We start from the raw sequence: 22,303 nt of genomic DNA, 5'->3' as shown, positions 1-22,303 counted from the left end.
AGTTGCCCACCCATGGTGCAGGCCGGACGTGCTGCGGTTGAGTGTTCAGCCTCAAAAGAGGCTAAAGATGGCTATTTTCTCCATCTTTTCTCCAGTGCTGTGATCTGGCACAGAAACTGAATAGTTATGAGCGAACGGGGCCTGAGGCCAACGGCGGCCCGCCCCCCGACAAGATGACTATTTTCGGCAAAGACGCCTTGTGAGACCTCTGGTCCACAAGGCGTTTTTCGTTTCAGGGAGAAGAAACCATGAAGCACACCCAGCGCCTGCTCACCGCCACCATCGCCACCCTGCTGCTCAGCCAAGCCGTCCAGGCCAAGGTGGGCGCCCCGGAGAAAGAAGATCTCAAGTTTGGCTTCATCAAGCTGACCGACATGGCGCCCTTGGCGGTGGCCTACGAGAAGGGCTACTTCGAGGACGAGGGGCTGTACGTGACCCTGGAAGCCCAGGCCAACTGGAAGGTGCTGCTGGATCGGGTCATCGACGGCGAGCTGGACGGCGCCCACATGCTGGCCGGCCAGCCTCTGGGGGCCACCATCGGCATCGGCACCCAGGCCGAGGTCATCACCGCCTTCAGCATGGATCTCAACGGCAACGCCATTACCGTGTCCAACAGCATCTGGGAACAGATGAAGCCCAATGTGCCCAAGGACGCGGACGGCAAGCCGGTGCATCCCATCAAGGCCGATGCCCTGGCCCCCGTGGTCAAGCAGTACAAGGATCAGGGCAAGCCCTTCAACATGGGTATGGTATTCCCGGTTTCCACCCACAACTACGAGCTGCGCTACTGGTTGGCAGCCGGTGGCCTCAACCCCGGCTACTACGCGCCGCAAAAGGGGGATAACGCCGGTCAGTTGCAGGCTGATGTGCTGCTCTCCGTGACGCCGCCGCCCCAGATGCCCGCCACCCTGGAAGCCGGCACCATCTATGGCTACTGCGTGGGTGAGCCCTGGAACCAGGCCGCCGTGTTCAAGGGCATAGGTGTGCCCGTGGTGACCGACCAGGGGGTCTGGCACAGCAACCCGGAGAAGGTGTTCGGCGTCTCCAAGTCCTGGGCCGAGAAGTACCCCAACACCCATATCCACGTGGTGAAGGCGCTGATCCGCGCCGCCTACTGGCTGGATGAGAGCAACAACGCCCACCGCGCCGAGGCGGTGAAGCTGCTGGCCAAGCCCAACTACGTGGGGGCGGACGAGCAGGTGATTGCCAACTCCATGACCGGCTTCTTCGAGTTCGAGAAGGGGGACAAGCGTCCGGCGCCGGACTTCAACGTCTTCTTCCGCGAGCATGCCACCTATCCCTACTACTCGGACGCCATCTGGTATCTGACCCAGATGCGCCGCTGGGGCCAGATCCCCGAAGGCAAGCCGGACAGCTGGTACATGGACATCGCCAAGCAGGTCTATCGTCCGGACATCTACCGTCAGGCGGCCGAGGAGCTGATCGCCGAAGGCAAGATGAAGGCCAGCGACTTCCCGGACTTTGCCAGCGAGAGCGGCTTCAAGGCACCGGACAACCGCTTCATCGACGGTGTCACCTACGACGGCCACAAGCCCAACGACTACCTCAAGCAGTTCCCCATCGGCCTCAAGGGCGATGAGCAGCCTTAAGCGGCGGACAGGAGATTTCCCATGCAAGCAATCTTGAAATCCTTCGGTGGCGCCCAGGGCGCCCCCGTCAAGCTGGTCCTGCCCTGGCGCAGTCTGTTCCTGCCCCTGCTGGGGATCCTGGCCTTCCTCTGCCTGTGGCAGATGGGCGCCAGCCAGGTGCAGACCAGCCTGGGCACCCTGCCGGGTCCGGTGGCCACCGCCCAGCAGTTTGCGGCCCTGTATCAGGAGCATGTGCAGGAGCAGGAGAAGGCCGACGCCTTCTATGCCCGTCAGGCGGCCCGCAATGCCGAGAAGTTGGCGGCGGATCCCCAGGCCGAGGTGAAGATCCGGCCCTATACCGGCCGACCCACCTTCTTCCAGCAGATCGGCACCAGCCTGGTGACGGTGGCCACCGGCTTTGTCATCGCCGTGCTGATTGCCATTCCGTTAGGGATAGTGCTGGGGCTGAACCATAGCCTGTATCAGGCGGTGAACCCGATAGTGCAGATCTTGAAGCCCGTCTCGCCGCTGGCCTGGTTGCCCCTGGTGACCATGGTGGTGAGCGCCCTGTATGCCAGTGACGATCCGACCCTGTCCAAGAGCTTCATCAACTCGGCCTTCACCGTCACCCTGTGCAGCCTGTGGCCGACCCTGCTCAACACCACGGTCGGGGTGGCCAACATAGATCCGGATCTGCGCAACGTCAGCCGGGTGCTCAAGCTCGACCCCCTGACCCATGTGCGCAAGATAGTGCTGCCCTCGGCGGTTCCCATGATCTTCACCGGCCTGCGCCTGTCGCTGGGGGTGGCCTGGATGGTGCTGATCGCCGCCGAGATGCTGGCGCAGAACCCCGGGCTGGGCAAGTTCGTCTGGGACGAGTTCCAGAACGGCAGCAGCCAGTCCCTGGCTCGCATCATGGTGGCCGTGGTGACCATAGGCCTCATCGGTTTCCTGCTGGACCGCGGCATGCTGCAACTGCAGAAGTGGCTGTCCTGGGACAAGCGCAGCGATCTGCGCTAAGACGAGACAAGGAGCGTCAAATGACTAGCAACTACCTGGAATTGAGTGACGTGGGCATGCGCTTTGCCACCCCCAAGGGTTGGTTCGATGCCCTGGTGAACGTCAACCTGAAGATTGCCAAGGGTGAGTTCATCTCCCTCATAGGTCACTCCGGCTGCGGCAAGAGTACCGTGCTGAACCTGGTGGCCGGCCTCAACGACCCCACCGCCGGCGGCATCATACTCGATGGCCGTGAGGTGGCAGGCCCGGGCCCGGAGCGCTCCGTGGTGTTCCAGAACCACGCCCTGCTGCCCTGGCTCTCTGTCTATCAGAACGTGGAGCTGGCGGTACGCCAGGTGATGAAGGGCGCCGGCAAGGCGCAGATCGACGAGCAGGTGCGTTACTACCTCTCTCTGGTGCAGATGGATCACGCCCTGGACAAGAAGCCCCATGAGATCTCCGGCGGCATGAAGCAGCGGGTGGGCATCGCCCGGGCCCTGAGCCTGCAACCCAAGGTGCTGCTGATGGATGAGCCCTTCGGCGCCTTGGATGCCCTGACCCGGGCTCACCTGCAGGATGCCCTGATGGAGATCCAGGCCGAGCTGCACAACACCGTCATCATGATCACCCATGACGTGGACGAGGCGGTGCTGCTCTCCGACCGTATCGTCATGATGACCAATGGCCCGGCCGCCACCATAGGCGAGATCCTCGACATCACTCTGCCTCGGCCCCGGGATCGGGTGGCCCTGGCGGACAACCCCGACTACCACCACCTGCGTCAGCAGGTGCTGAGCTTCCTCTACGAGAAGCACAGCAAGGTGACCCGGCTCAAGAGCAAGGCCGACAGCAAGGCCGCTGTGGCGTAAGCAAAGAGGGATATGCAGATGAACAAACAACGACTGGTGGTGGTGGGCAACGGCATGGTAGGCCACCACTTCATCGAGCAGCTAGTGAAGGCCGGCGGACTGGAGCGTTATCAGGTGACCGTGCTGGGGGCCGAGCCCGACAGCGCCTACGACCGGGTGCACCTGTCCGAGGTGTTCGGTGGTCGGGCGCCCAAGGAGCTGCAGATGGCCGACCCGGACTGGTATGCCCAGCAGGGGGTGGATCTCATTCTCTCCTCCGCCGTGGTGGGGCTGGACACAGGCGCCCGTCGGGTGACCACGCTGCATGACGAGATCTACGAGTACGACAAGCTGGTGCTGGCCACCGGCTCCTATCCCTTCGTGCCGCCCATCCCGGGCCATGAGCGGGACGGCTGCTACGTCTACCGCACCCTGTCGGATCTGGAAGCCATCCGCGATGCCTGTGCCGGTGGCCGCACCGGTGTGGTGGTGGGCGGCGGCCTGCTGGGGCTGGAGGCGGCCAACGCCCTGCGTCTGCTGGGGCTGGAGACCCACGTCATCGAGTTTGCTCCGCGCCTGATGCCGGTGCAGCTGGATCCCGTGGGCGGCGAGCTGCTCAAGGAGAAGATCGAGCGCCTGGGAGTCCGGGTGCATGCCGATACCGCCACCGACTGCATCGTCGACGGCGAGACGGCCCGCCACCGCATGGTGTTCAAGGGCGGCCACTACCTGGAGACGGACGTCATCCTGTTCTCCGCCGGCATCCGGCCGGAGGATCGCCTGGCCCGTACCGCCGGTCTGGCGGTGGGTGAGCGCGGCGGCATCGTCATCGACGATCACTGCTGCACCAGCGCGGCGGATGTGCTGGCCATCGGCGAGTGCGCCCTCTGGTCCGGCCGCATCTTCGGTCTGGTGGCACCCGGCTATCAGATGGCCCGGGCCGCGGTGGCCAATCTGTTGGACGGCGACGAGACCTTCGGCGGCGCCGACATGAGCACCAAGCTCAAGCTGATGGGGGTGGATGTGGGCGCCATCGGTGACTCCCACGCCCAGGCTCCGGGTGCCCGGGAGGTCTTGACCCTGGATCGGCAGACCGGCATCTACAAGAAGCTGGTTGTCGACGAAACCGGTGAGCGGCTGCTGGGGGCCATACTGGTGGGGGACAACGCCGAATACGACACCCTGCTGCAGTATTACCTCAACGGCGTGACGCTGCCGGAGTCGCCGCTGGATCTCATCCTGGGCGAGCGGGCCGAGGCCGGGGCGCCCAAGCTGACCCTGCCGGACAGCGCCACCATCTGCTCCTGCCACAACGTCACCAAGGGCGATATCGTCGCAGCGGTGAAGGCGGGCAACCATACCCTGGCGGACGTCAAGGCCTGCACCAAGGCCGGTACCGGCTGTGGTGGCTGCTCCAACCTGGTCAAGCAGGTGGTGGACACCACGCTGCTGGAGCTGGGCATGGAGGCCAACAACCATGTCTGCGAGCACTTTGCCCACACCCGGCAGGAGCTGTTCCACATCATCAAGATCGAGGAGCTCAAGACCTTCGAGCAGGTGCTGCACCAGCACGGCCAGGGGCGCGGCTGCGAGCTGTGCAAGCCGATGGTGGGTTCCATCCTGGCCTCCTTGTGGAACGAGCCGGTGCTGGAGCCCCAGCACAGACCCCTGCAGGACACCAACGATGCCTACCTGGGCAACCTGCAAAAAGACGGTACCTATTCGGTGGTGCCGCGCATTCCAGGCGGGGAGATCACCCCGGATGGCCTGATCGTCCTCGGCCAGGTGGCCAAGAAGTACGATCTCTACACCAAGATCACCGGCGGCCAGCGGGTTGACCTGTTCGGTGCCCGCATGGATCAGCTGCCCCTGATCTGGGAGGAGCTGATCGCCGCCGGCTTCGAGACCGGCCAGGCCTATGGCAAGTCGGTGCGCACCGTCAAGTCCTGTGTCGGCTCCACCTGGTGCCGCTACGGGGTCAAGGATTCGGTGGGCATGGCCATCGCCATCGAGAACCGCTACAAGGGGATCCGCGCCCCTCACAAGCTCAAGTTTGCCGTCTCCGGCTGCACCCGGGAGTGTGCCGAGGCCCAGAGCAAGGACATAGGCGTCATCGCCACCGACAAGGGCTGGAACCTCTATGTCTGCGGCAACGGCGGCATGCGGCCGCGCCACGCCGATCTGTTTGCCACGGATCTCACCGACGAGCAGCTGATCCGCTACATCGACCGGGTCTTGATGTTCTACGTGCGGACCGCCGATCGCCTGCAGCGCACCTCAGTCTGGATGGAGAACCTGGAAGGGGGTCTGGAGTACCTCAAGGCGGTGGTGATCGAGGACCGCCTGGGGCTGGGGGCCGAACTGGAAGCCCAGATGGCCCACCTGGTGGCCACCTTCGAATGCGAATGGAAGAATGCGGTGGAGGATCCCGCCAAGCGGGCCCGCTTCGCCCCCTTCATCAACAGCGATCAGGCCTATCAGCCGGCGCGCCAGTGGGTGCGTGGTCAGGCCATCCCCGTCGATGAAGTCGAACTGATTGATATCAAGGAGCTGGTATGAGCTGGACCAAAGTCTGTGAACTGCACCAACTGACGCCTGGTACTGGCGTGGCCGCCCTGGTGGGCGGCCAGCAGGTAGCCCTCTTCTATGTGCCCGAGCAGGCCCCCGGCCTGTTCGCCCTGGACAACTGGGATCCCTGTGGCAAGGCCTTTGTCCTCAGTCGCGGTCTCATTGCCGATCTGCAGGGGGAGGCCTGGGTGGCCTCGCCCCTGTATAAGCAGCACTTCAATCTCAGCGACGGCCGCTGTCTGGAGGAGGAGGGCACCGCCGTGCGCAGCTGGCCGGTGCGTCTGGAAGGCACCAGCGTCTACATTGCCACCTCGGTGGATTGAGTTTGCCCGCCGTTGCGGGCACCATGGCTGCCAGCCCATCGCAACAGGACGTTAACATGAGTGGTTGTGACATCTCCGGCGCCCTGAGCCTGCTTGAGGCCCAGGCGCACTTGACCGAGGTACTCAGCACGGCGGTGGCGGTGGAAACCCTGCCGCTGGCCGAGGCCCAGGGCCGGGTGCTGGCCGAACCCGTGCGGGCCGGTTTGCCGCTGCCGGGCTTCGATAACGCCGCCATGGATGGCTATGCCGTGCGCCTGACGGACTTGCTCACCACCGACACCCTGGCCCTGGCGGGCAAGGCCTTCGCCGGGGCGCCCTTTAGCGGGGCGTGGCCCGCCGGCAGCTGCGTGCGCATCATGACAGGTGCGCCCGTGCCCGAGGGCGCCGAGGCGGTGGTGATGCAGGAGGAGGTGCAGATCCTGGCCGATGGCCGGCTGCGCTTCACGCCGGCGACCATCCGACCCGGGCAGCATATCCGCCGTCAGGGGGAAGACGTGGCGGCCGGCAGTGTGGTGCTCGCGGCGGGCCTGCGTCTGGGGGCCCAGCAGCTGCCGCTCTTGGCGGCACTCAATGTGGCCCAGGTGCGGGTCCACCGTCCCCTCAAGGTGGCGTTTTTCAGCAGCGGCGATGAGCTCAGATCCTTGGGTGAGCCCCTGGGGCCGGGGCAGATCGTCGACTCCAACCGCTATGCCCTCGCCTGCCTGCTGGCGAACCTGGGCTGCGAGGTGCTGGATCTGGGCATCATCCCCGATGACCCGGCGGCCCTGCGGTCGGCCTTCTTGCAGGCCGACCGGCAGGCCGATGCCCTCATCACCTCCGGCGGCGTCTCCGTGGGGGAGGCCGACTACACCAAGGAGCTCTTGAGCGAGCTGGGGGAGGTGGCCTTCTGGAAGGTGGCCATCAAGCCCGGCAAGCCCTTCGCCTTCGGCCGGCTGACCCGAGCGACGCGCGGCATCCCCTTCTTCGGCCTGCCGGGCAATCCCGTCTCGGCCCTGGTGACCTTCTTGCTGCTGGTGCGCCCGGCCTTGGCCCGCCTGATGGGCTGGCAGCTGCCGCCGCCGCGCTGGCTGCCGGCGTTGACCACAGCGCCCCTGCGCCTCACCCCGGGGCGGCAGGACTTTCAGCGAGGTTGCCTCTTCGTGGATGAGGACGGCGCCCTGCGGGTCGGCAGTGCCGGCGGCCAGGGCTCGGCCATGCTCATGAGCCTGGCCGCCGCCGATTGTCTGGTGCGGCTGGATCCGCCGATGGCCGGCGCCTCCCGCGAGCTGCCCGCCGGCAGCCGGGTCTGGGTCTGGCCCTTTGCCGAGGCCGGACTATGACCTTTAAACACGACACCAGGCCCCGCCTGCCGTTGAGCGATCAGCAGCTGCTGCGCTATCACCGCCAGATCAGCCTCAAGGGGGTGGACATCGACGGTCAGGCCCAGCTGGCCGCCGCCCACGTGCTGGTGGTGGGGCTGGGGGGCTTGGGCTGCGCCGCCGCCCAGTATCTGGCCCTGGCGGGGGTGGGACGGCTGAGCCTGGTGGACGGTGACCGGGTGGAGCTGACCAATCTGCAGCGCCAGGTGCTGCATGAGGCGGCGCGCCTGGGTCAGCCCAAGGTGCACTCCGCCGCCGCGGCCATCTCGCGACTCAATCCCGACTGCCAGGTGAGCGCCATGGCCGCCATGGCGACGGCCGATAACCTGACCGACTGGCTGGCAGAGGTGGATCTGGTGCTGGACTGCACCGACAACCGCGCCAGCCGCAATCTCATCAACGCCGCCTGCCATGGGGCCCGGGTGCCGCTCATCAGCGGTGCCGCCATCCGGTTGGAGGGCCAGGTGAGTGTCTTCACCTGGGGGGCGGGGGAACCCTGTTACGCCTGCTTGAGCCGGCTGTTCGGCGATCAGGAGCTCAGCTGTGTGGAGGCCGGCGTGCTGGCCCCCGTGGTGGGACTGGTGGGTAGCCTGCAGGCCATGGAGGCCTTGAAACTCTTGTTGCGCCTGGGGCAGCCGCTCAGTGGCCGCCTGCTGCTCATCGACGGCCTGACTGGCCAGTTTGAAACTCTGGCGTTGCCGCGCCATCCCGGCTGCCCCTGTTGCGGCCAGGCGCCCGCGGCCGCCTGAACATGAACCCGAGCCTGGGGACCTAACCGCCGGATGCGCAGGGTCCCCAGGCCGAGCCGACCCAGCGTCGGCGAGGGTGGTCCGGGAAACGGGGCCGCCTCCCGCATTTGGAAAGGGTGACTATGTGGCAATTGAATCAATCGCTTGACGGTGGCCAGGGGGCCGCCGTGCCGGCGCCATCGGCAACGGGCCTGCAGGATCGCTTCGCCCGCCGTTTCGGTTACCTGCGCCTGTCGCTGACCGAGGTGTGCAACTTTCGTTGCAGCTACTGCCTGCCTGACGGCTATCGGCCTGCCGATGGCAAACGGCCTGGCTTTCTGGGCCGCGATGAGCTGTTGCGGGTGGCCCGGGCCTTCGTGGCCCTGGGCACCACCAAGATCCGCCTCACGGGCGGTGAGCCTTCCCTGCGCCGGGATCTGACGGAGATCATCGCGGATCTGGCCGCGCTGCCCCAGGCGCCGCGGCTGGCCCTCACCACCAACGGCTACCGGCTCCAGGCCCAGGCCGCCGCCTGGCGGCAGGCCGGCCTCGCCCAGCTCAACGTCAGCATCGACAGCCTGGATCCCAGGGAGTTTGCCCTCATCACAGGCGACAGCCGGCTGCCGCAGATCCTCGACGGCCTGGAGGCCGCCTGGGCGGCGGGCTTTGGCACCATCAAGGTCAATACGGTGCTGCTCAAGGGGCTCAACGATCATGCCCTGGGCAATTTTTTAGCCTGGATCCGCGACAAGCCCATCCAGCTGCGCTTCATCGAGCTGATGCAGACCGGCCAGCGCCAGGCCTACTTTGACCGCCACCATCTGGACGGCACCGCCCTGCTGGCCAGCCTGCTCAACCAGGGCTGGCAGCCGGTGCCCCGCGGTGTGGACGATGGCCCGGCCCAGGTGTTGCGTCACCCCGACTATGTGGGGGAGCTGGGCTTCATCCTGCCCTACAGCCCGGACTTTTGTGCCAGCTGCAACCGGCTGCGGGTCTCCGCCAGCGGCCAGCTGCACCTGTGCCTGTTCGGCGATGGCGGCATCGACCTGCGGGATCTGCTGCAGGCCGATGCGCAGCAGGCAGACCTGATGCGCCGGCTGCAACAGGCGTTGCAGCACAAGGCCCGGGCCCACCGCCTGCATCAGGGCAATGCCGGGGTGCGGGAGCACCTGGCCTCCATCGGCGGCTAGGGGGCGCTATGTCACGCTCTGCGAACCTTTCACCACTCTATGGCCTGCTGCTGGCGGGCGGTGAGTCCCGGCGTATGGGGCGCAACAAGGCGTTGCTGGCCCTGGACGGTCAGGGGCTGCTGGCCCGTGGCCTGGCGCTGTTAACGGCGGCCGGCTGCCAGCGCAGTTTTGTCAGCGGCCAGTATCCGGGGTTGCCCTGCCTGCCGGACGCCCCCGCCTGGCAGGGGCTGGGCCCCTTGTCCGGTATGGCCTCGGCGGCTCTGGCCTATCCGCTGGCCCACTGGCTGGTGCTGCCGGTGGATATGCCGGGCCTGGCCCCCGCGGATCTGCAGGCGCTTATCCTGGCCGCCGGTGACGGGCCCGGTGTCTGCTACCAACCGACGCAATTTCCCCTGCTGCTGCGCGCCGGCCCCCGGCGGGCTGAGTTGCTCGCGGCGTTGTTGGCCGATCCCGAGCCCAGGGCTCGCCGGGTCGGCGCCCTGCTCAAGGGGCTGGGGCTGCCGGCGCTGCCTGCCGAGCCACAGCGCCGATTTCTCAACACCAATACCCCGGCGCAGTGGCAGGAATTGCTACTGGCGCTGGGCAGTACCGACACCTCGGCGCCCCTGGTGGGCGCCGAGACTCATTCACTTTCTTCAGACAAGGAGCTGCCATGAGCCACGCCGCGGCCGAGTTCAAACCCCTGCACCTGGCGGTGCTGACCGTATCCGACACCCGGGATCTCACCACCGACACCTCGGGACAATGGCTGGTGGACGCCCTCACGGGCGCCGGCCACCTGCTCGCCGATCGCGCCCTGGTGGTGGATGACATCTACCAGATCCGCGCCGTGGTGAGCCGCTGGATTGCCGACGCCCGGATCCAGGGGGTGCTCATCACCGGGGGCACCGGCTTCACCGGCCGGGACACCACGCCGGAGGCCATCAAGCCCCTGCTGGACAAGGAGGTGGAGGGCTTCGGCGAGCTGTTCCGCGCCGTTTCCTTCACCGAGATCGGCACCAGCACCATCCAGAGCCGTGCCCTGGCGGGAATGGCCAACCGCACCATCATTTTCTGCCTGCCGGGCTCCAACAACGCCTGCCGCACCGGCTGGGAGAAGATCATCGCGCCCCAGCTGGACTCCCGCACCCGGCCCTGCAGCTTCGTCATGCACCTCAAGGAGGGCGCATGAGCCAGCTGACCCATGTGCAGGGCAATGGCGAGGCCCACATGGTGGACGTGGGGGGCAAGGCCGTCACTGTGCGGGAGGCCAAGGCCCAGGGCTGGGTGCGCATGGCCCCCGCGACCCTGGCGCTCATCCTGTCGGGTGGCCACCACAAGGGGGACGTGTTCGCCACCGCCCGCATCGCCGGCATCATGGCGGCCAAGAAGACCTGGGATCTCATCCCCCTGTGCCATCCCCTGGCCCTGACCAAGGTGGAGGTGCAGCTGGTTCCCGAGGCCGACGGTCAACGGGTGCGCATCGAGGCCTTGTGCCGCCTCAGTGGTCAGACCGGGGTGGAGATGGAGGCCCTCACCGCCGTGTCGGTGGCGGCCCTGACCCTGTACGACATGTGCAAGGCGGTGGACAAGGCCATGGTGATAGAGCAGGTGCAGCTGGTGGAAAAGCGCGGCGGTCAGTCCGGCGACTATGTACGGGCTCAGGCGTAGGGGAGGCGCAGATGATCCAGGTGAAGTTTTTTGCCCAGGTGCGGGAGCTGGTGGGGGAGTCGGCCTTGAGCCTGCCCGCCGACTACCCGGATGCAGAGGCCTTGCGGGCGGCCCTGGCGGCCCGGGGGGACAAGTGGGCCCTGGCGCTGGGGGCCGACAACCTGTTGGTGGCGGTGAACCAGGTGCTGGTGGGCCTGGATACGCCCCTCAAGGACGGCGACGAGGTGGCCTTCTTTCCACCCGTGACGGGAGGCTAGCATGACAGCGCCGAGCGTGGCGGATCTGATCCGGGTCCAGGAAAGCGACTTCGATCTGGCGGCCGAATATGCCCGGCTGGCGGGCCTGTCTGGCACCGGCGCCCTGGTGAGCTTCGTCGGCCAGGTGCGGGATTGCAACCAGGGGGAGGCGGTCGAGGGATTGTTTTTGGAGCATTACCCCGGCATGACGGAACGGGCCATGGCGGATCTGGTGGCCGAGGCCCGGGGCCGTTGGCCCCTCACCGGCGTCACCCTGATCCACAGGGTCGGGGCCCTGAAATTGGGCGAGCAGATCGTCCTGGTGCTGGTGGCCAGCGGCCACCGAGGCGAGGCGTTTGCCGCCTGTGAATTCCTGATGGACACCCTAAAGAGCCGGGTGCCTTTCTGGAAGCGGGAGCGGCGGGGGGATGGCCAATCCCACTGGCTGGCCGCCCGGGACAGCGACGCCCAGGCGGCGGCCCGCTGGCAGGAAAAACCCGAGTTGTAAAATTCCTGTGATTCCAGATGCTTGCCGTTTTTTGCCCAGTCCCGGACAAATTCCAACTGGTTTTATGGGCGCCGTTGATTAAAATGGCCCGCCTCTTGCTGACGATAAAAACCAACATCTAGTGTTGGTTTTTATTTTTTTGTCGATATGTTGTGGGCTTCACGGTTTTGACGCACAAGCGATCTAGACTGCCGTGCTACGGGATCCACTTCAATTTCCTATCGACCACGACCTTGCTAGAGTCTTGCCGCCGCGAGACCGGCAACCCACAGGCTACATACCGTTTAACAGGAAGGCTGATTGACCATGGCAAAATCAAATCTGGTGCTGGAGGCGCAGACAGACGCGCCCGTCATTCCCCTGCAGGAGACATCCAAGGAGATTTGGGACACCAAATACCGGTTGAAGACCAAAGATGGCCAGCCCATCGACAGCGACGTGGACGCCACCTACCAGCGTGTCGCCCGGGCCTTGGCCGAGCAAGAACAGGAGCCAGAGAAATGGTACGAACCCTTCCTCTGGGCCCTGCGCAATGGCGCCATCCCCGCCGGTCGCATCACCTCCAACGCTGGGGCCTTTGAGCACAAGCCGGCCACCTCCACCATCAACTGCACTGTGTCAGGCACCATCCAGGACTCCATGGATGACATCCTGAACAAGGTGCACGAGGCGGGGCTGACCCTGAAGGCCGGCTGCGGCATCGGTTACGACTTCTCCACCCTGCGGCCGCGGGGCGCCTTCGTCTCCGGCGCCGGCGCCTACACCTCGGGTCCCCTGTCCTTCATGGACATTTACGACAAGATGTGTTTCACCGTCTCCTCCGCCGGTGGCCGTCGTGGCGCCCAGATGGGCACCATGGACGTGCGTCACCCGGACGTGATGGAGTTCATCCAGGCCAAGCGCGAAGACGGCCGCCTGCGCCAGTTCAACCTCTCCTTGCTCATCACCGAGGACTTCATCCAGGCGGTGCGTGAGGATCAGGAATGGAAGCTGATCTTCCCCTTCAACAAGAAGGAAGTGGAGCTGGATGGCACGGATCTCACTGCCGCCGACGTGGTGTGGGCCGACTGGCCCAGCAAGGAAGGCGTGGTGATCAACGACCAGGGGCTGGTGGCCTGCAAGGTCTACAAGAGCCTGCCGGCCCGCCGCCTGTGGAACGTCATCATGACCTCCACCTACGACTATGCCGAGCCGGGCTTCATCCTCATCGACAAGGTGAACCAGATGAACAACAACTGGTTCTGCGAGGACATCCGCGCCACCAACCCCTGTGGCGAGCAGCCGCTGCCGCCTTACGGCGCCTGCCTGCTGGGCTCCATCAACCTGACCAAGTTCATCCGTGAGCCCTTCACCGATGGCGCGCATTTTGACTGGAATGCCTTCCGCAAGGTGGTGAGCATCTTCACCCGCATGCTGGACAACGTGGTGGAGATCAACCAACTGCCGCTGGAGAAGCAGCGCCAGGAGATTGAGAGCAAGCGCCGTCACGGCATGGGCTTTTTGGGGCTGGGCTCCACCCTGACCATGCTGGGCATCAAGTACGGCTCCGCCGCCTCCGTGGCCTTCACCGAGCAGGTGTCCCAGGAGCTGGCCATCACCGGTTGGAAGGAATCCCTGGCCCTGGCCAAGGAGAAGGGCGTGGCGCCCATCATGAGCCAGGAGTTCGAGGTGACCGCCGCCATGCTGCGCAAGCGCCCCGAGATGGCCGCCGACGGCATCAAGGTGGGTGACAAGCTGCCGGGCCGCATCCTGCACGCCAAGTACAGCCGCTACATGCAGCAGGTGGCGGAAGTGGAGCCGGAGCTCGTCGCCGCCCTGGCCGAGCACGGCGGCCGCTTCACTCACCACAGCTCTATTGCGCCCACCGGGACCATCTCCTTGTCGCTGGCCAACAACGCCAGTAACGGCATCGAGCCCAGCTTTGCCCACCACTATGTGCGCAACGTGATCAAGGCCGGCAAGAAGACCAAGGAGAGCGTGGACGTCTACAGCTTCGAGCTGCTGGCCTACCGCGAGCTGGTGAACCGCAAGGCCATGCCCTACAGCGAAGATCCCGAGTGCCAGCTGCCGGACTATTTCATCACCGCCGATGACATCAATCCGACCCAGCACGTGGACATCCAGGCCGCGGCCCAGCGCTGGATCGACTCCTCCATCTCCAAGACCGCCAACGTGCCCACCGACTTCCCCTACGAGGAGTTCAAGCACATCTACATGTACGCTTACGAGCAGGGCCTCAAGGGGTGCACCACCTTCCGCTTCAATCCGGAGGCCTTCCAAGGGGTGCTGGTGAAGGAGAAGGATCTGGAAAACACCACCTACCAGTTCAGCCTGGAAGATGGCTCTGTGGTGCAGTTGAAGGGCAATGAGGAAGTCGAATACGATGGCGAGGTACATACCGCCGCCAACCTGTACGATGCCCTCAAGGAAGGTTACTACGGCAAGTTCTAAGGCGCCGCCCGCGGGCGGCCATGAGGCTAAACACCCAATGGTCAAGAAAATCGAAAGCAAGATCGTCGCCTACAAGGTCAAGACGAAGGAAGAGCTGGACAAGCAGCAGGAAGCCGAAGTCGTGCACATGCACGAGACGGTGCAGCGGCCGGAGAAGTTGATGGGCACCACCTACAAGCTGAAGACCCCGGAGCACATCTCCGAGCACTCCTTGTTTATCACCATCAACGACATGGTGCTGAACGAGGGGACCGAGTACGAGACCCGCCGTCCGTTCGAGATCTTCATCAACTCCAAGAGCATGGAGCACTATCAGTGGATAGTGGCCTTGACCCGCATCATCTCCGCCGTGTTCCGCAAGGGCGGTGACATCACCTTCCTGGTGGAGGAGCTGCGCTCCGTGTTCGATCCCCGTGGCGGCTACTGGAACAAGGGCAAGTATGTGCCCTCGCTCATCGCCGAGATCGGCAACGTCATCGAGCAGCACCTGTGCGACATCGGCATGTTGAAGAGCGCCAGCCTGGATGAGCACCAGAAGGAGTTTCTGGCCCAGAAGCAGGCGGAGCTGGAGGCCGAGGCCCCCGGCGAGGCCGAGGTGAGCAGCTTCCCGCCCAACGCCACCCTCTGCTACAAGTGCCACACCAAGGCCGTGATCCAGAAGGATGGCTGCATGACCTGCCTCAACTGCGGCGACTCCAAGTGCGGCTAATGGTCGCAGATGGGATGACAAGAACCGGTGCCTAGGCACCGGTTTTTTTTATGTTTCTTCGCCCCCCTCGGCCTGTTTGCGCCGGCGCTTCATCTGGTACATGGCCTGGTCGGCTTTCTCCAACAACTCGTCCGGCTCGCAGCCGTCCTCCGGCGCCAGTGCTGCCCCCATGCTGGCGGACAGCGTCAACTCCTCGTCCAGTTTGGGATAGTGAAAGGGGTGATTGACCTTGGCCATCAGTCGCTGGGTGCCTTGTTCCAGCAGGGCCGGATTGGCTATGGCCGGCATCAGCACGGCAAACTCATCGCCACCCAGACGGGCCACGGTATCGGTAGCGCGTACCGATTGCTTGAGGCGGCGGGAGAACTCGCAGATGGCGGCATCGCCGGCACCGTGACCGTAGCAGTCGTTGATGAGCTTGAGGCCGTCCATGTCGATCATCAGTACCGCCAGCGCGCCCTCCTGGCGCCGCTGCAGGCTGAGGGCACTGCGCAGCTTGTCCAGAAACAGGGCCCGGTTGGCCAGGCCGGTGAGCTCGTCATGGGTGGCGCGGTAGAAGAGATCATCGGCGGCATACTTGGCGGCGAAGAAGATCTCGGCGGCCAGCACCTCGGTGAGCAGGGTCAGTACGGCGGCCTGCTGGGGGCGAAAATGGGCCGGCGCTCGGGCCATCACCTTGAGTACGCCGACCGTCACGGCCTGATGATGCAGGGGCAGGGCTATCATGGAGCGCAGTCCCAGCTTGCGGCAGGCCAGCAGGTTAACCCGCGGATCCTGCTCGCTGTCATCGGTGGTGAGAACCTCACCGGTGCGCACGCACAACCCGGAGAGACTGCCATGGAGCTTGAGGCGCAGCCCTAGCTGCTCCTGTGCCAGCCCGGAGGCGGCGCGGTACACCATGTCTTCCCCTTCGGCCAGCTCCACCACGGCGCCATCGGCGTTCACCAGCGGCAGCGCCCGCTCCACCACCAGATTCATCACGCCACTGAGATCCAGCCCCAGCTTGGCGATATCGGTCTGCAGGCTGATGACCTCCAGCAACTGCTGGCGGGTTGGCGCATCTGGGCTGTCCGGATCCGGGGTCCAAGCCATGGGGTCACCTGTTAAAGGGGAGGGGCACCGGAGGCGCCAAGCATGCTTTAACGGTAGCAAAGAAACCCATGGCCGGTCTCGACCTGTTTTTGTCGGGCGGATCTTGCCACACAATTGGATTCATTGTGCTCCTTGTTAAGATTTGTTAGCGTGCGGGCCCGATTGATGGGCGCGGTTGCCCTCAGTCGTCGTAAGGAGAACAGTATGTTGGGAAAAGCCTTGATGGGCACTGTGGTACTGGTGTTGGCCGGATGTGCCAGCACAGGCCAACCGCCACTGGCGGAGGCAACGCTGGCAGGCTTCACCCCGTTGGAGCGGGAGGCCTACGACCATTGTCTGCAGTTACGGGACACCGCGCAGCCCTCTGTGGTGCAAACCTGCCATGTCTCGGCGGATGGTCAGCATATGGTGATTGAGCACCGTTTGCTGGGGGGCATGGAGTGGACCAAGGAAGCACAAGACTCGGAGCGTGCCAGGATGGATAAGAATATCTGTGGTTGCACTGTATGGGAGGAGTGGCTGTCTACAGGACACACGCTGCAATTCAAGTGGCAGGGGCGTAATGGCTACGCCACGCGCGTCTATGATAAGCCCTTCTGCCAACCGGGGGCGGAGCAAGCTGCCGCCTGAGCCGGCGAGCCTGCAAGACAAGCGGCCCCTAATGGGGCCGCTTTTGTTGGCGCAGGGGTCTATTCCAGCACCAAACCACCGAAGGCGTTTAACCAGTCGCGCTCAAATCCGGCCAGGGCGGCATCCACCGCCGGGCTTTGCAGGATCTGCTCGGCCACCACCACCGGCAGGGTGACGGCGGTGGCGCCGGCCAGCAGACAGTCGAGCACCTGGCGCGGGGTCTTGAAGCTGGCGGCCAGCACCTGGCAATGGGGGGCGTGCAGCTGCAGCAGCTGCTGCAGCTCCGTCACCGCCACAATGCCGCTGCCGCCCTGGGCATCGATGCGGTTGACGTAAGGCGCCACATAGTCGGCACCGGCCTGGGCGGCCAGCAGGGCCGGCAGGGGGGCGTAGACGGCGGTGCCCAGGGTGCGCACCCCTAAGGCCTTGAGGCGGCGGATGGCGCCTAGCCCCTCGCTGCAGACCGGCACCTTGACCACCAGGCGCGCATCCCACTGACACAGCTGCTGGGCCTGCTCTACCATCTCGTCACTGGTCTGGCCCAGCACCTGGGCAAACAGGCTGGCCTCTGGCCCCAGGCAGGCGCGCAGCTCCCGCAGCGTACTCTTGAGCGGACGACCGCCGGCCGCAACCAGGCTGGGATTGGTGGTGACGCCAGCCAAGGGCCAGCTGGCGGCCAGCCGTTCCACCGCCGCCAGATCGGCGGTATCCAGATAAAGCTCCATCACTGACTCCTCATGTGCAGTTGTTCTCAGACCTGACCTGTTATGCCGTTCACTATACGAGCAGGGATTGCACGCTTGCTTGATTAAGATCAATTCACTTTCGAATGAAAGCTTCATTATTGGTATATCGAAGCCAGCCAGAGGTTCGCATGGGCACCTGTTTCAACCTGCAGCGCTACTCCACCCATGATGGCCCGGGGATCCGCTCCGTGCTGTTCTTGAAGGGCTGCTCCCTGCATTGCCACTGGTGCCAGAACCCGGAGAGCCAGGCGCGGCGCACGGATCTGCTGTACGACCCGCGCCTGTGCCTGGCGGGCTGCACACTGTGCCTACAGACGGGGCACTGCCAGCGGCAGGGGGAGACGCTGGCGCTGGCGCGGGAGCAGCTGGATGAGGCGGCGCGCCGCCAGCTGGCCCAGGCCTGTCCCAGCGGCGCCCTGGCCTGCCAGGGGGAGGAATGGAGCCTGGCGCGGGCCATGACGGCGCTGCTGGCCGATGAGCCCTTCTACCGGCGCTCCGGCGGCGGCATCACCCTCTCCGGTGGCGAGCCCTTCTTGCAGCATGAGTTTGCCAGCCAGCTGCTGGCAGCCGCCAAGGCCCAGGGCATTCATACGGCGGTGGAGTCCTGCCTGCATGTGCCCTGGTCCCATATCGAACCCTGTTTGCCCCACCTGGATCTGCTGCTGGCGGATCTCAAGCAGCTGGATGAGGCCAAGTTTGCCCAGTGGACTGGCGGCAAGGCCCGACGGGTGCGGGATAACTTCCGCCGGCTGGCCGACCAGCCGGTGAGCCTGATAGTGCGCATCGCCCTGATCCCGGGCTTCAACGCCAGCCAAGGCGAGCTGAGCGCCATGCTGGATTTTGTCGCCCACGAGACGTCGGCCCGGGAGGTGCATTTTCTGCCCTATCACACCCTGGGCATGCACAAGTATCACTTGCTGGGTCGGGAGTACCTGGCCCCGCGGCAGCCCCTGGCGGATGAGGCGCTGCTGGACTTTGCCATGGAGGCGGCCCGGGAGCGGGGCCTGACTCCGGTACTAAGAGGACAAGCCTGATGACCCAACTGAATCTTGAGCTGGCCAGCCAGCGTATCGCCGCCCACAAGCAGGCCCTGATCACCCTGACCAAGCCGCCGGTCTGCACCGAGCGGGCGCTGGCCTACACCCGGGCCTATCAGGCCCATCTGGACAAGCCCATCATGGTGCGCCGGGCCCTGGCGCTGGTGGAACACCTCAAGAGCAAGACCGTCTGGATCAAGCACGACGAGCTCATCGTCGGCAACCTGGCCGCCGAGGTGCGCGCCGCTCCCATCTTCCCCGAATATACGGTCAGCTGGCTGGAGCAGGAGCTGGATGATCTGGCAGACAGGCCCGGTGCCGGTTTTGCCTTGAGTGAGCAGAACAAGCAGATCATCCGGGATCTCTGCCCCTTCTGGCACGGCCAGACGGTGCAGGCCCGTTGCTATGGCCTCTACACCGAGGAGCAGCGGGCGCTGTTGGCCTCCGGCATCATCAAGGCCGAGGGCAACATGACCTCGGGGGATGGCCACCTGGCGGTGGACTTTGCCCAGCTGCTGGCCCTGGGACTGGACGGCCTGCGGGAGAAGGTGAGCGAGCGGCGCAGCCGGCTGGATCTGGCGGATTGGGCGGATCTGAAATCCGAACAGTTCTTGAAGGGCGTGGCCCTGGTGCTGGAAGGGCTGTCGGATTACATACTGCGCTATGCCCAGCTGGCCGAGCAGATGGCGGCCGAGGAGCCGCGGGCCTGGCGGGCCGAGGAACTGCATCAGATCGCCGCCAACTGTCGGCACATCGCCTGCCTGCCACCGCAGAGCTTCTGGCAGGCGCTGCAGCTGTGTTACTTCGTCCAGCTGGCCCTGCAGATCGAGTCCAACGGTCACTCCGTCTCCCTAGGACGGCTGGATCAGTACCTCTATCCCTGGTACCGGCAGGACGTGGAGCAGGGGGACCTGCCCCGGGCGCGGGCCATCGAGCTGCTGCAAGGCTGCTGGCTCAAGCTGCTGGAGGTGAGCAAGATCCGCTCCGGCTCCCACTCCAAGGCCTCCGCCGGCAGCCCTCTGTACCAGAACGTCACCATCGGCGGTCAGACCCTGGTGGACGGGGTGGCGGTGGATGCGGTGAACGGCCTCTCCTATGCGGTGCTGGAGTCCTGCGGCCAGCTGAGATCCACCCAGCCGAACCTGAGCGTGCGCTATCACGGCGGCATGAGCGATGACTTCCTGGATGCCTGCGTGCAGGTGATCCGCTGCGGCTTCGGCATGCCGGCCTTCAACAACGACGAGATCGTCATCCCCGAGTTCATCCGCCTGGGGGTGAGCCGGGCCGACGCTTTCGACTATTCCGCCATCGGCTGCATCGAGACGGCGGTGCCGGGCAAGTGGGGCTACCGCTGCACCGGCATGAGCTTCATCAACATGACCCGCATCCTGCTGGCTGCCCTGGAGCAGGGCCGCGATACCACCTCGGGACGCACCTTCCTGCCCCAGCCCCAGGGGCTGTCGTTGGGCAACTTCGAGCGCTTCGAGCAGGTGATGGCCGCCTGGGATCGCCAGGTGCGCTACTACACCCGCAAGAGCATCGAGATCGACTGCGTGGTGGACTCCATGCTCGAAGAGCTGGCGCCGGATCTGCTCTGCTCGGCCCTGGTGGATGACTGCATCGAGCGGGGCAAGAGCGTCAAGGAGGGGGGCGCCCGCTACGACTGGGTGTCCGGCCTGCAGGTGGGCATCGCCAACCTGGGCAACAGCCTGGCGGCGGTGCGTCAGCTGGTGTTCGAAACCGGCCAGGTGGGCCAGCCTGAACTGGCGGCCGCCCTGGCGGACGACTTTGCCGGCCTCTCCGGCGAGCAGCTGCGTCAGCGGCTGCTGAAGGCGGTGCCCAAGTATGGCAACGATGTGGCTGAGGTGGATGCCCTGCTGGTGCAGGCCTATGACAGCTACATCCAGGCCCTCGGCGGCTTCCACAACACCCGCCACGGCCGTGGCCCCATCGGTGGCGGTTACTACGCCGGTACCTCTTCCATCTCCGCCAACGTGCCCTTTGGCGCCGCCACAGCTGCCACCCCGGACGGTCGCCACGCCTGGAGCGCCCTGGCCGAAGGGGCGAGCCCGGCCTCCGGCTCCGACACCCAGGGCCCCACGGCGGTGTTCAACTCCATCAGCCGGTTGCCCACCGACAAGATCCTGGGGGGCGTGCTGCTCAACCAGAAGCTGAGTCCCGCCTGCCTGGAAAACCCGGCGGATCGGCGCAAGCTGCAGCTGCTGCTGCGCACCTTCTTCGAGGTGCACAAGGGCTGGCATGTGCAGTACAACATCGTCTCCCGGGAGACCCTGCTGGCGGCCATGGCCCATCCGGATCAGTACCGGGATCTGGTGGTGCGGGTGGCGGGTTACTCCGCCTTCTTCACCGCTCTGTCGCCGGAGGCTCAGGACGACATCATCAACCGCACCGAGCACCAGCTCTGAGTCGGTGATGGCACAAGGGGAATAAAAAAGGGGAGCCTTCTGGCTCCCCTTGGTGTTTGGCGCGCTCAACCCAGGCTGGTATCCAGGGTCATCATCAGGGCGAAGCCCAGCATCAGCCCCAGGGTGGCGTAGGTCTGATGGCCATTGCGGTGGGTCTGGGGGATCACCTCGTGGGAGACCACAAACAGCATGGCGCCGGCCGCCAGTCCCAGGCCGATGGGGTAGGCCAGGGGCATGCCGCTGGCCACGCCGATCCCCAGCAGGGCGCCGAAGGGTTCCAAGACGCCGCTGCCGATGGCGATGAGCACCGCCAGGCCGGGACGAAAGCCCGCGGCAATCAGGGCCAGGGCCACCGCCAGCCCCTCGGGAATGTCCTGCAGGGCGATGGCGGTGGTCAGCGGCAGCCCCACCTTCATGTCCCCTTGGGAGAAGCTGACCCCGATGGCCATGCCCTCGGGAATGTTGTGCAAGGCGATGGCAAACACGAACAGCCAGATGCGATCGCAGCGCTCGTAGCCCGGGCCGCAGGGGCCGGTCTGCTCATGCTCGTGGGGGGTGAATTCGTCCAGCCCCAGCATCAGGGCGACCCCCATGGCCATGCCCAGCACCACCACGGCGGCGCTCAGGCCGCTGCTGCCGGTGAGTTCATGGGCGGCATCCAGGCCCGGCAGCAGCAAGGAGAAGGCGCTGGCCGCCAGCATCATGCCGGCGGCAAAGCCCAGCATGGCGTCCTCCACCCGCTGGGGGATGCGGCGCAGCACGAAGGCGGGCAGGGCCCCCAGGCTGGTGGTGGCAAAGCCCGCCAGACCGCCGAGCAGACCATAGCGCACCCCGGGGCCCACGTCGCCCATCCATAAGAGCACCAGGCTCTGCAGCAGCAGCAACAGTACCAGCACCATGGCTAGTCCCAGGCCGATGGCGGTGATGGGGTGGGCCTGGATGTGCCGGCGCAGCAGCTCGGGCCAGGGTTGGGGCAGGGTGGCTTGGGTGGCGTCCATGGTGGCCTCGACTTCTAAATGAGAACTACTCTCACTATATCAGGGCGTGAATGACCTGAGTATGGCAATCTGTCGATTGTTATAACAGAAAAAACCCCCGCATTGGCGGGGGTTCTGAACTTACTGCATATCGCCCTGGCTTGGGCTAAATAACCGTTCCGAAATGTAGATCACTTGTCCGGGGAAGAAGGGAACTCGGCGTCGTTTGTGCGATCTG

21 protein-coding genes and 1 riboswitch are annotated in these 22,303 nt (G+C 65.3%); of the genes, 18 read left to right on the top strand and 3 right to left on the bottom strand.

All coding sequences use genetic code 11. The features are described 5' to 3' along the window. Positions 1-248: 248 nt before the first annotated feature. The 15 genes from ABD847_RS13460 to ABD847_RS13390 all read left to right on the top strand — a co-directional run bounded on the left by ABD847_RS13460 (position 249) and on the right by ABD847_RS13390 (position 15,157). Positions 249-1,610: a CmpA/NrtA family ABC transporter substrate-binding protein gene (locus ABD847_RS13460; RefSeq protein WP_345013884.1), complete on the top strand. Its 1,362-nt coding sequence runs from the start codon at positions 249-251 to the stop codon at positions 1,608-1,610. 21 nt (positions 1,611-1,631) lie between these two features. Beyond that, the gene (locus ABD847_RS13455) at positions 1,632-2,609 is read left to right on the top strand and encodes an ABC transporter permease (protein WP_345013882.1); all 978 of its coding nucleotides are present in this window, start codon (positions 1,632-1,634) and stop codon (positions 2,607-2,609) included. A 20-nt stretch (positions 2,610-2,629) separates the two neighbouring features. After that, entirely contained in the window at positions 2,630-3,457 is an 828-nt protein-coding gene (locus tag ABD847_RS13450) for an ABC transporter ATP-binding protein (RefSeq protein ID WP_345013880.1), read from the top strand. 18 nt (positions 3,458-3,475) lie between these two features. Further along, the gene (nirB, locus tag ABD847_RS13445) at positions 3,476-5,995 is read left to right on the top strand and encodes a nitrite reductase large subunit NirB (protein WP_345013878.1); all 2,520 of its coding nucleotides are present in this window, start codon (positions 3,476-3,478) and stop codon (positions 5,993-5,995) included. Further along, complete coding sequence (nirD, locus tag ABD847_RS13440; RefSeq protein WP_345013877.1) at positions 5,992-6,327, top strand: nitrite reductase small subunit NirD; 336 nt, start codon at positions 5,992-5,994, stop codon at positions 6,325-6,327. The genes nirB and nirD overlap by 4 nt, the downstream gene beginning before the upstream one ends. Positions 6,328-6,383: 56 nt before the next feature. After that, the gene (moeA, locus tag ABD847_RS13435) at positions 6,384-7,646 is read left to right on the top strand and encodes a molybdopterin molybdotransferase MoeA (protein WP_345013876.1); all 1,263 of its coding nucleotides are present in this window, start codon (positions 6,384-6,386) and stop codon (positions 7,644-7,646) included. Further along, positions 7,643-8,434 carry a molybdopterin-synthase adenylyltransferase MoeB gene (moeB, locus tag ABD847_RS13430; protein ID WP_345013874.1) on the top strand — a complete coding sequence of 264 codons (792 nt, stop codon included), beginning with the start codon at positions 7,643-7,645 and terminating at the stop codon, positions 8,432-8,434. The genes moeA and moeB overlap by 4 nt, the downstream gene beginning before the upstream one ends. Beyond that, positions 8,429-8,568, top strand: a riboswitch (molybdenum cofactor riboswitch). (Overlaps the previous gene by 6 nt.) Beyond that, positions 8,557-9,603: a GTP 3',8-cyclase MoaA gene (moaA, locus tag ABD847_RS13425; RefSeq protein WP_345013872.1), complete on the top strand. Its 1,047-nt coding sequence runs from the start codon at positions 8,557-8,559 to the stop codon at positions 9,601-9,603. (Overlaps the previous riboswitch by 12 nt.) 8 nt (positions 9,604-9,611) lie before the next feature. Then, positions 9,612-10,259 (top strand): molybdenum cofactor guanylyltransferase, encoded by a 648-nt coding sequence (gene mobA, locus ABD847_RS13420; RefSeq protein WP_345013870.1) that lies wholly within the window; start codon positions 9,612-9,614, stop codon positions 10,257-10,259. Further along, the gene (gene moaB, locus ABD847_RS13415; RefSeq protein WP_345013868.1) at positions 10,256-10,774 is read left to right on the top strand and encodes a molybdenum cofactor biosynthesis protein B; all 519 of its coding nucleotides are present in this window, start codon (positions 10,256-10,258) and stop codon (positions 10,772-10,774) included. The genes mobA and moaB overlap by 4 nt, the downstream gene beginning before the upstream one ends. Then, on the top strand, positions 10,771-11,253 hold the full coding sequence (moaC, locus tag ABD847_RS13410) for a cyclic pyranopterin monophosphate synthase MoaC (protein WP_345013866.1): 483 nt from the start codon (positions 10,771-10,773) through the stop codon (positions 11,251-11,253). Before moaB ends, moaC begins: the two co-directional genes overlap by 4 nt. Before the next feature lie 11 nt (positions 11,254-11,264). Then, positions 11,265-11,510 carry a molybdopterin synthase sulfur carrier subunit gene (gene moaD / locus ABD847_RS13405; protein WP_345013864.1) on the top strand — a complete coding sequence of 82 codons (246 nt, stop codon included), beginning with the start codon at positions 11,265-11,267 and terminating at the stop codon, positions 11,508-11,510. A 1-nt stretch (position 11,511) separates the two neighbouring features. Beyond that, entirely contained in the window at positions 11,512-11,997 is a 486-nt protein-coding gene (gene moaE / locus ABD847_RS13400) for a molybdopterin synthase catalytic subunit MoaE (RefSeq protein ID WP_345013862.1), read from the top strand. Between the two features lie 306 nt (positions 11,998-12,303). Next, complete coding sequence (locus tag ABD847_RS13395) at positions 12,304-14,448, top strand: adenosylcobalamin-dependent ribonucleoside-diphosphate reductase (RefSeq protein ID WP_345013860.1); 2,145 nt, start codon at positions 12,304-12,306, stop codon at positions 14,446-14,448. Positions 14,449-14,485: 37 nt separating this feature from the next. Beyond that, positions 14,486-15,157 (top strand): TSCPD domain-containing protein, encoded by a 672-nt coding sequence (locus ABD847_RS13390; protein ID WP_345013858.1) that lies wholly within the window; start codon positions 14,486-14,488, stop codon positions 15,155-15,157. Positions 15,158-15,205: 48 nt separating this feature from the next. On the opposite strand, the gene ABD847_RS13385 is transcribed toward ABD847_RS13390, so the two are convergent. Then, positions 15,206-16,249, bottom strand: a complete 1,044-nt coding sequence (locus tag ABD847_RS13385) for a diguanylate cyclase domain-containing protein (RefSeq protein WP_345013856.1) — start codon at positions 16,247-16,249, stop codon at positions 15,206-15,208. A 204-nt stretch (positions 16,250-16,453) separates the two neighbouring features. Here ABD847_RS13385 and ABD847_RS13380 point away from each other — a divergent pair, with 204 nt between their 5' ends. After that, a complete protein-coding gene (locus ABD847_RS13380) occupies positions 16,454-16,879 on the top strand; it encodes a hypothetical protein (RefSeq protein WP_345013854.1) in 426 nt (141 codons plus the stop codon). Positions 16,880-16,938: 59 nt separating this feature from the next. Here the strand turns inward: ABD847_RS13380 and ABD847_RS13375 are convergent, their stop codons facing one another. Continuing rightward, positions 16,939-17,604 (bottom strand): fructose-6-phosphate aldolase, encoded by a 666-nt coding sequence (locus ABD847_RS13375; RefSeq protein ID WP_345013851.1) that lies wholly within the window; start codon positions 17,602-17,604, stop codon positions 16,939-16,941. A gap of 149 nt (positions 17,605-17,753) precedes the next feature. Between ABD847_RS13375 and ABD847_RS13370 the strand changes: the two genes are divergently transcribed. Both ABD847_RS13370 and ABD847_RS13365 read left to right on the top strand, forming a co-directional pair. Beyond that, positions 17,754-18,659, top strand: a complete 906-nt coding sequence (locus tag ABD847_RS13370; protein WP_345013849.1) for a glycyl-radical enzyme activating protein — start codon at positions 17,754-17,756, stop codon at positions 18,657-18,659. Next, positions 18,659-21,088 carry a formate C-acetyltransferase/glycerol dehydratase family glycyl radical enzyme gene (locus tag ABD847_RS13365; protein ID WP_345013847.1) on the top strand — a complete coding sequence of 810 codons (2,430 nt, stop codon included), beginning with the start codon at positions 18,659-18,661 and terminating at the stop codon, positions 21,086-21,088. Before ABD847_RS13370 ends, ABD847_RS13365 begins: the two co-directional genes overlap by 1 nt. Before the next feature lie 65 nt (positions 21,089-21,153). On the opposite strand, the gene ABD847_RS13360 is transcribed toward ABD847_RS13365, so the two are convergent. Further along, positions 21,154-22,086, bottom strand: coding sequence for a ZIP family metal transporter (locus ABD847_RS13360; protein ID WP_345013845.1), 933 nt, complete (start codon positions 22,084-22,086; stop codon positions 21,154-21,156). Positions 22,087-22,303: the final 217 nt, after the last annotated feature.

The organism is Pseudaeromonas paramecii (assembly GCF_039540575.1).
In the GTDB taxonomy this organism is placed as follows: domain Bacteria; phylum Pseudomonadota; class Gammaproteobacteria; order Enterobacterales; family Aeromonadaceae; genus Pseudaeromonas; species Pseudaeromonas paramecii.
The sequence above is the reverse complement of the archived record's forward strand: the minus strand, read 5'-3'. Positions and strand labels throughout refer to the sequence as shown.

Excerpts from the sequence above, each read along its gene's own strand:
- ABD847_RS13460 (WP_345013884.1), top strand. The coding sequence starts at position 249 with ATGAAGCACACCCAGCGCCTGCTCACCGCCACCATCGCCACCCTGCTG.
- ABD847_RS13455 (WP_345013882.1), top strand. The coding sequence starts at position 1,632 with ATGCAAGCAATCTTGAAATCCTTCGGTGGCGCCCAGGGCGCCCCCGTC.
- ABD847_RS13450 (WP_345013880.1), top strand. The coding sequence starts at position 2,630 with ATGACTAGCAACTACCTGGAATTGAGTGACGTGGGCATGCGCTTTGCC.
- nirB (WP_345013878.1), top strand. The coding sequence starts at position 3,476 with ATGAACAAACAACGACTGGTGGTGGTGGGCAACGGCATGGTAGGCCAC.
- nirD (WP_345013877.1), top strand. The coding sequence starts at position 5,992 with ATGAGCTGGACCAAAGTCTGTGAACTGCACCAACTGACGCCTGGTACT.
- moeA (WP_345013876.1), top strand. The coding sequence starts at position 6,384 with ATGAGTGGTTGTGACATCTCCGGCGCCCTGAGCCTGCTTGAGGCCCAG.
- moeB (WP_345013874.1), top strand. The coding sequence starts at position 7,643 with ATGACCTTTAAACACGACACCAGGCCCCGCCTGCCGTTGAGCGATCAG.
- moaA (WP_345013872.1), top strand. The coding sequence starts at position 8,557 with ATGTGGCAATTGAATCAATCGCTTGACGGTGGCCAGGGGGCCGCCGTG.
- mobA (WP_345013870.1), top strand. The coding sequence starts at position 9,612 with ATGTCACGCTCTGCGAACCTTTCACCACTCTATGGCCTGCTGCTGGCG.
- moaB (WP_345013868.1), top strand. The coding sequence starts at position 10,256 with ATGAGCCACGCCGCGGCCGAGTTCAAACCCCTGCACCTGGCGGTGCTG.
- moaC (WP_345013866.1), top strand. The coding sequence starts at position 10,771 with ATGAGCCAGCTGACCCATGTGCAGGGCAATGGCGAGGCCCACATGGTG.
- moaD (WP_345013864.1), top strand. The coding sequence starts at position 11,265 with ATGATCCAGGTGAAGTTTTTTGCCCAGGTGCGGGAGCTGGTGGGGGAG.
- moaE (WP_345013862.1), top strand. The coding sequence starts at position 11,512 with ATGACAGCGCCGAGCGTGGCGGATCTGATCCGGGTCCAGGAAAGCGAC.
- ABD847_RS13395 (WP_345013860.1), top strand. The coding sequence starts at position 12,304 with ATGGCAAAATCAAATCTGGTGCTGGAGGCGCAGACAGACGCGCCCGTC.
- ABD847_RS13390 (WP_345013858.1), top strand. The coding sequence starts at position 14,486 with ATGGTCAAGAAAATCGAAAGCAAGATCGTCGCCTACAAGGTCAAGACG.
- ABD847_RS13385 (WP_345013856.1), bottom strand. The coding sequence starts at position 16,249 with ATGGCTTGGACCCCGGATCCGGACAGCCCAGATGCGCCAACCCGCCAG.
- ABD847_RS13380 (WP_345013854.1), top strand. The coding sequence starts at position 16,454 with ATGTTGGGAAAAGCCTTGATGGGCACTGTGGTACTGGTGTTGGCCGGA.
- ABD847_RS13375 (WP_345013851.1), bottom strand. The coding sequence starts at position 17,604 with ATGGAGCTTTATCTGGATACCGCCGATCTGGCGGCGGTGGAACGGCTG.
- ABD847_RS13370 (WP_345013849.1), top strand. The coding sequence starts at position 17,754 with ATGGGCACCTGTTTCAACCTGCAGCGCTACTCCACCCATGATGGCCCG.
- ABD847_RS13365 (WP_345013847.1), top strand. The coding sequence starts at position 18,659 with ATGACCCAACTGAATCTTGAGCTGGCCAGCCAGCGTATCGCCGCCCAC.
- ABD847_RS13360 (WP_345013845.1), bottom strand. The coding sequence starts at position 22,086 with ATGGACGCCACCCAAGCCACCCTGCCCCAACCCTGGCCCGAGCTGCTG.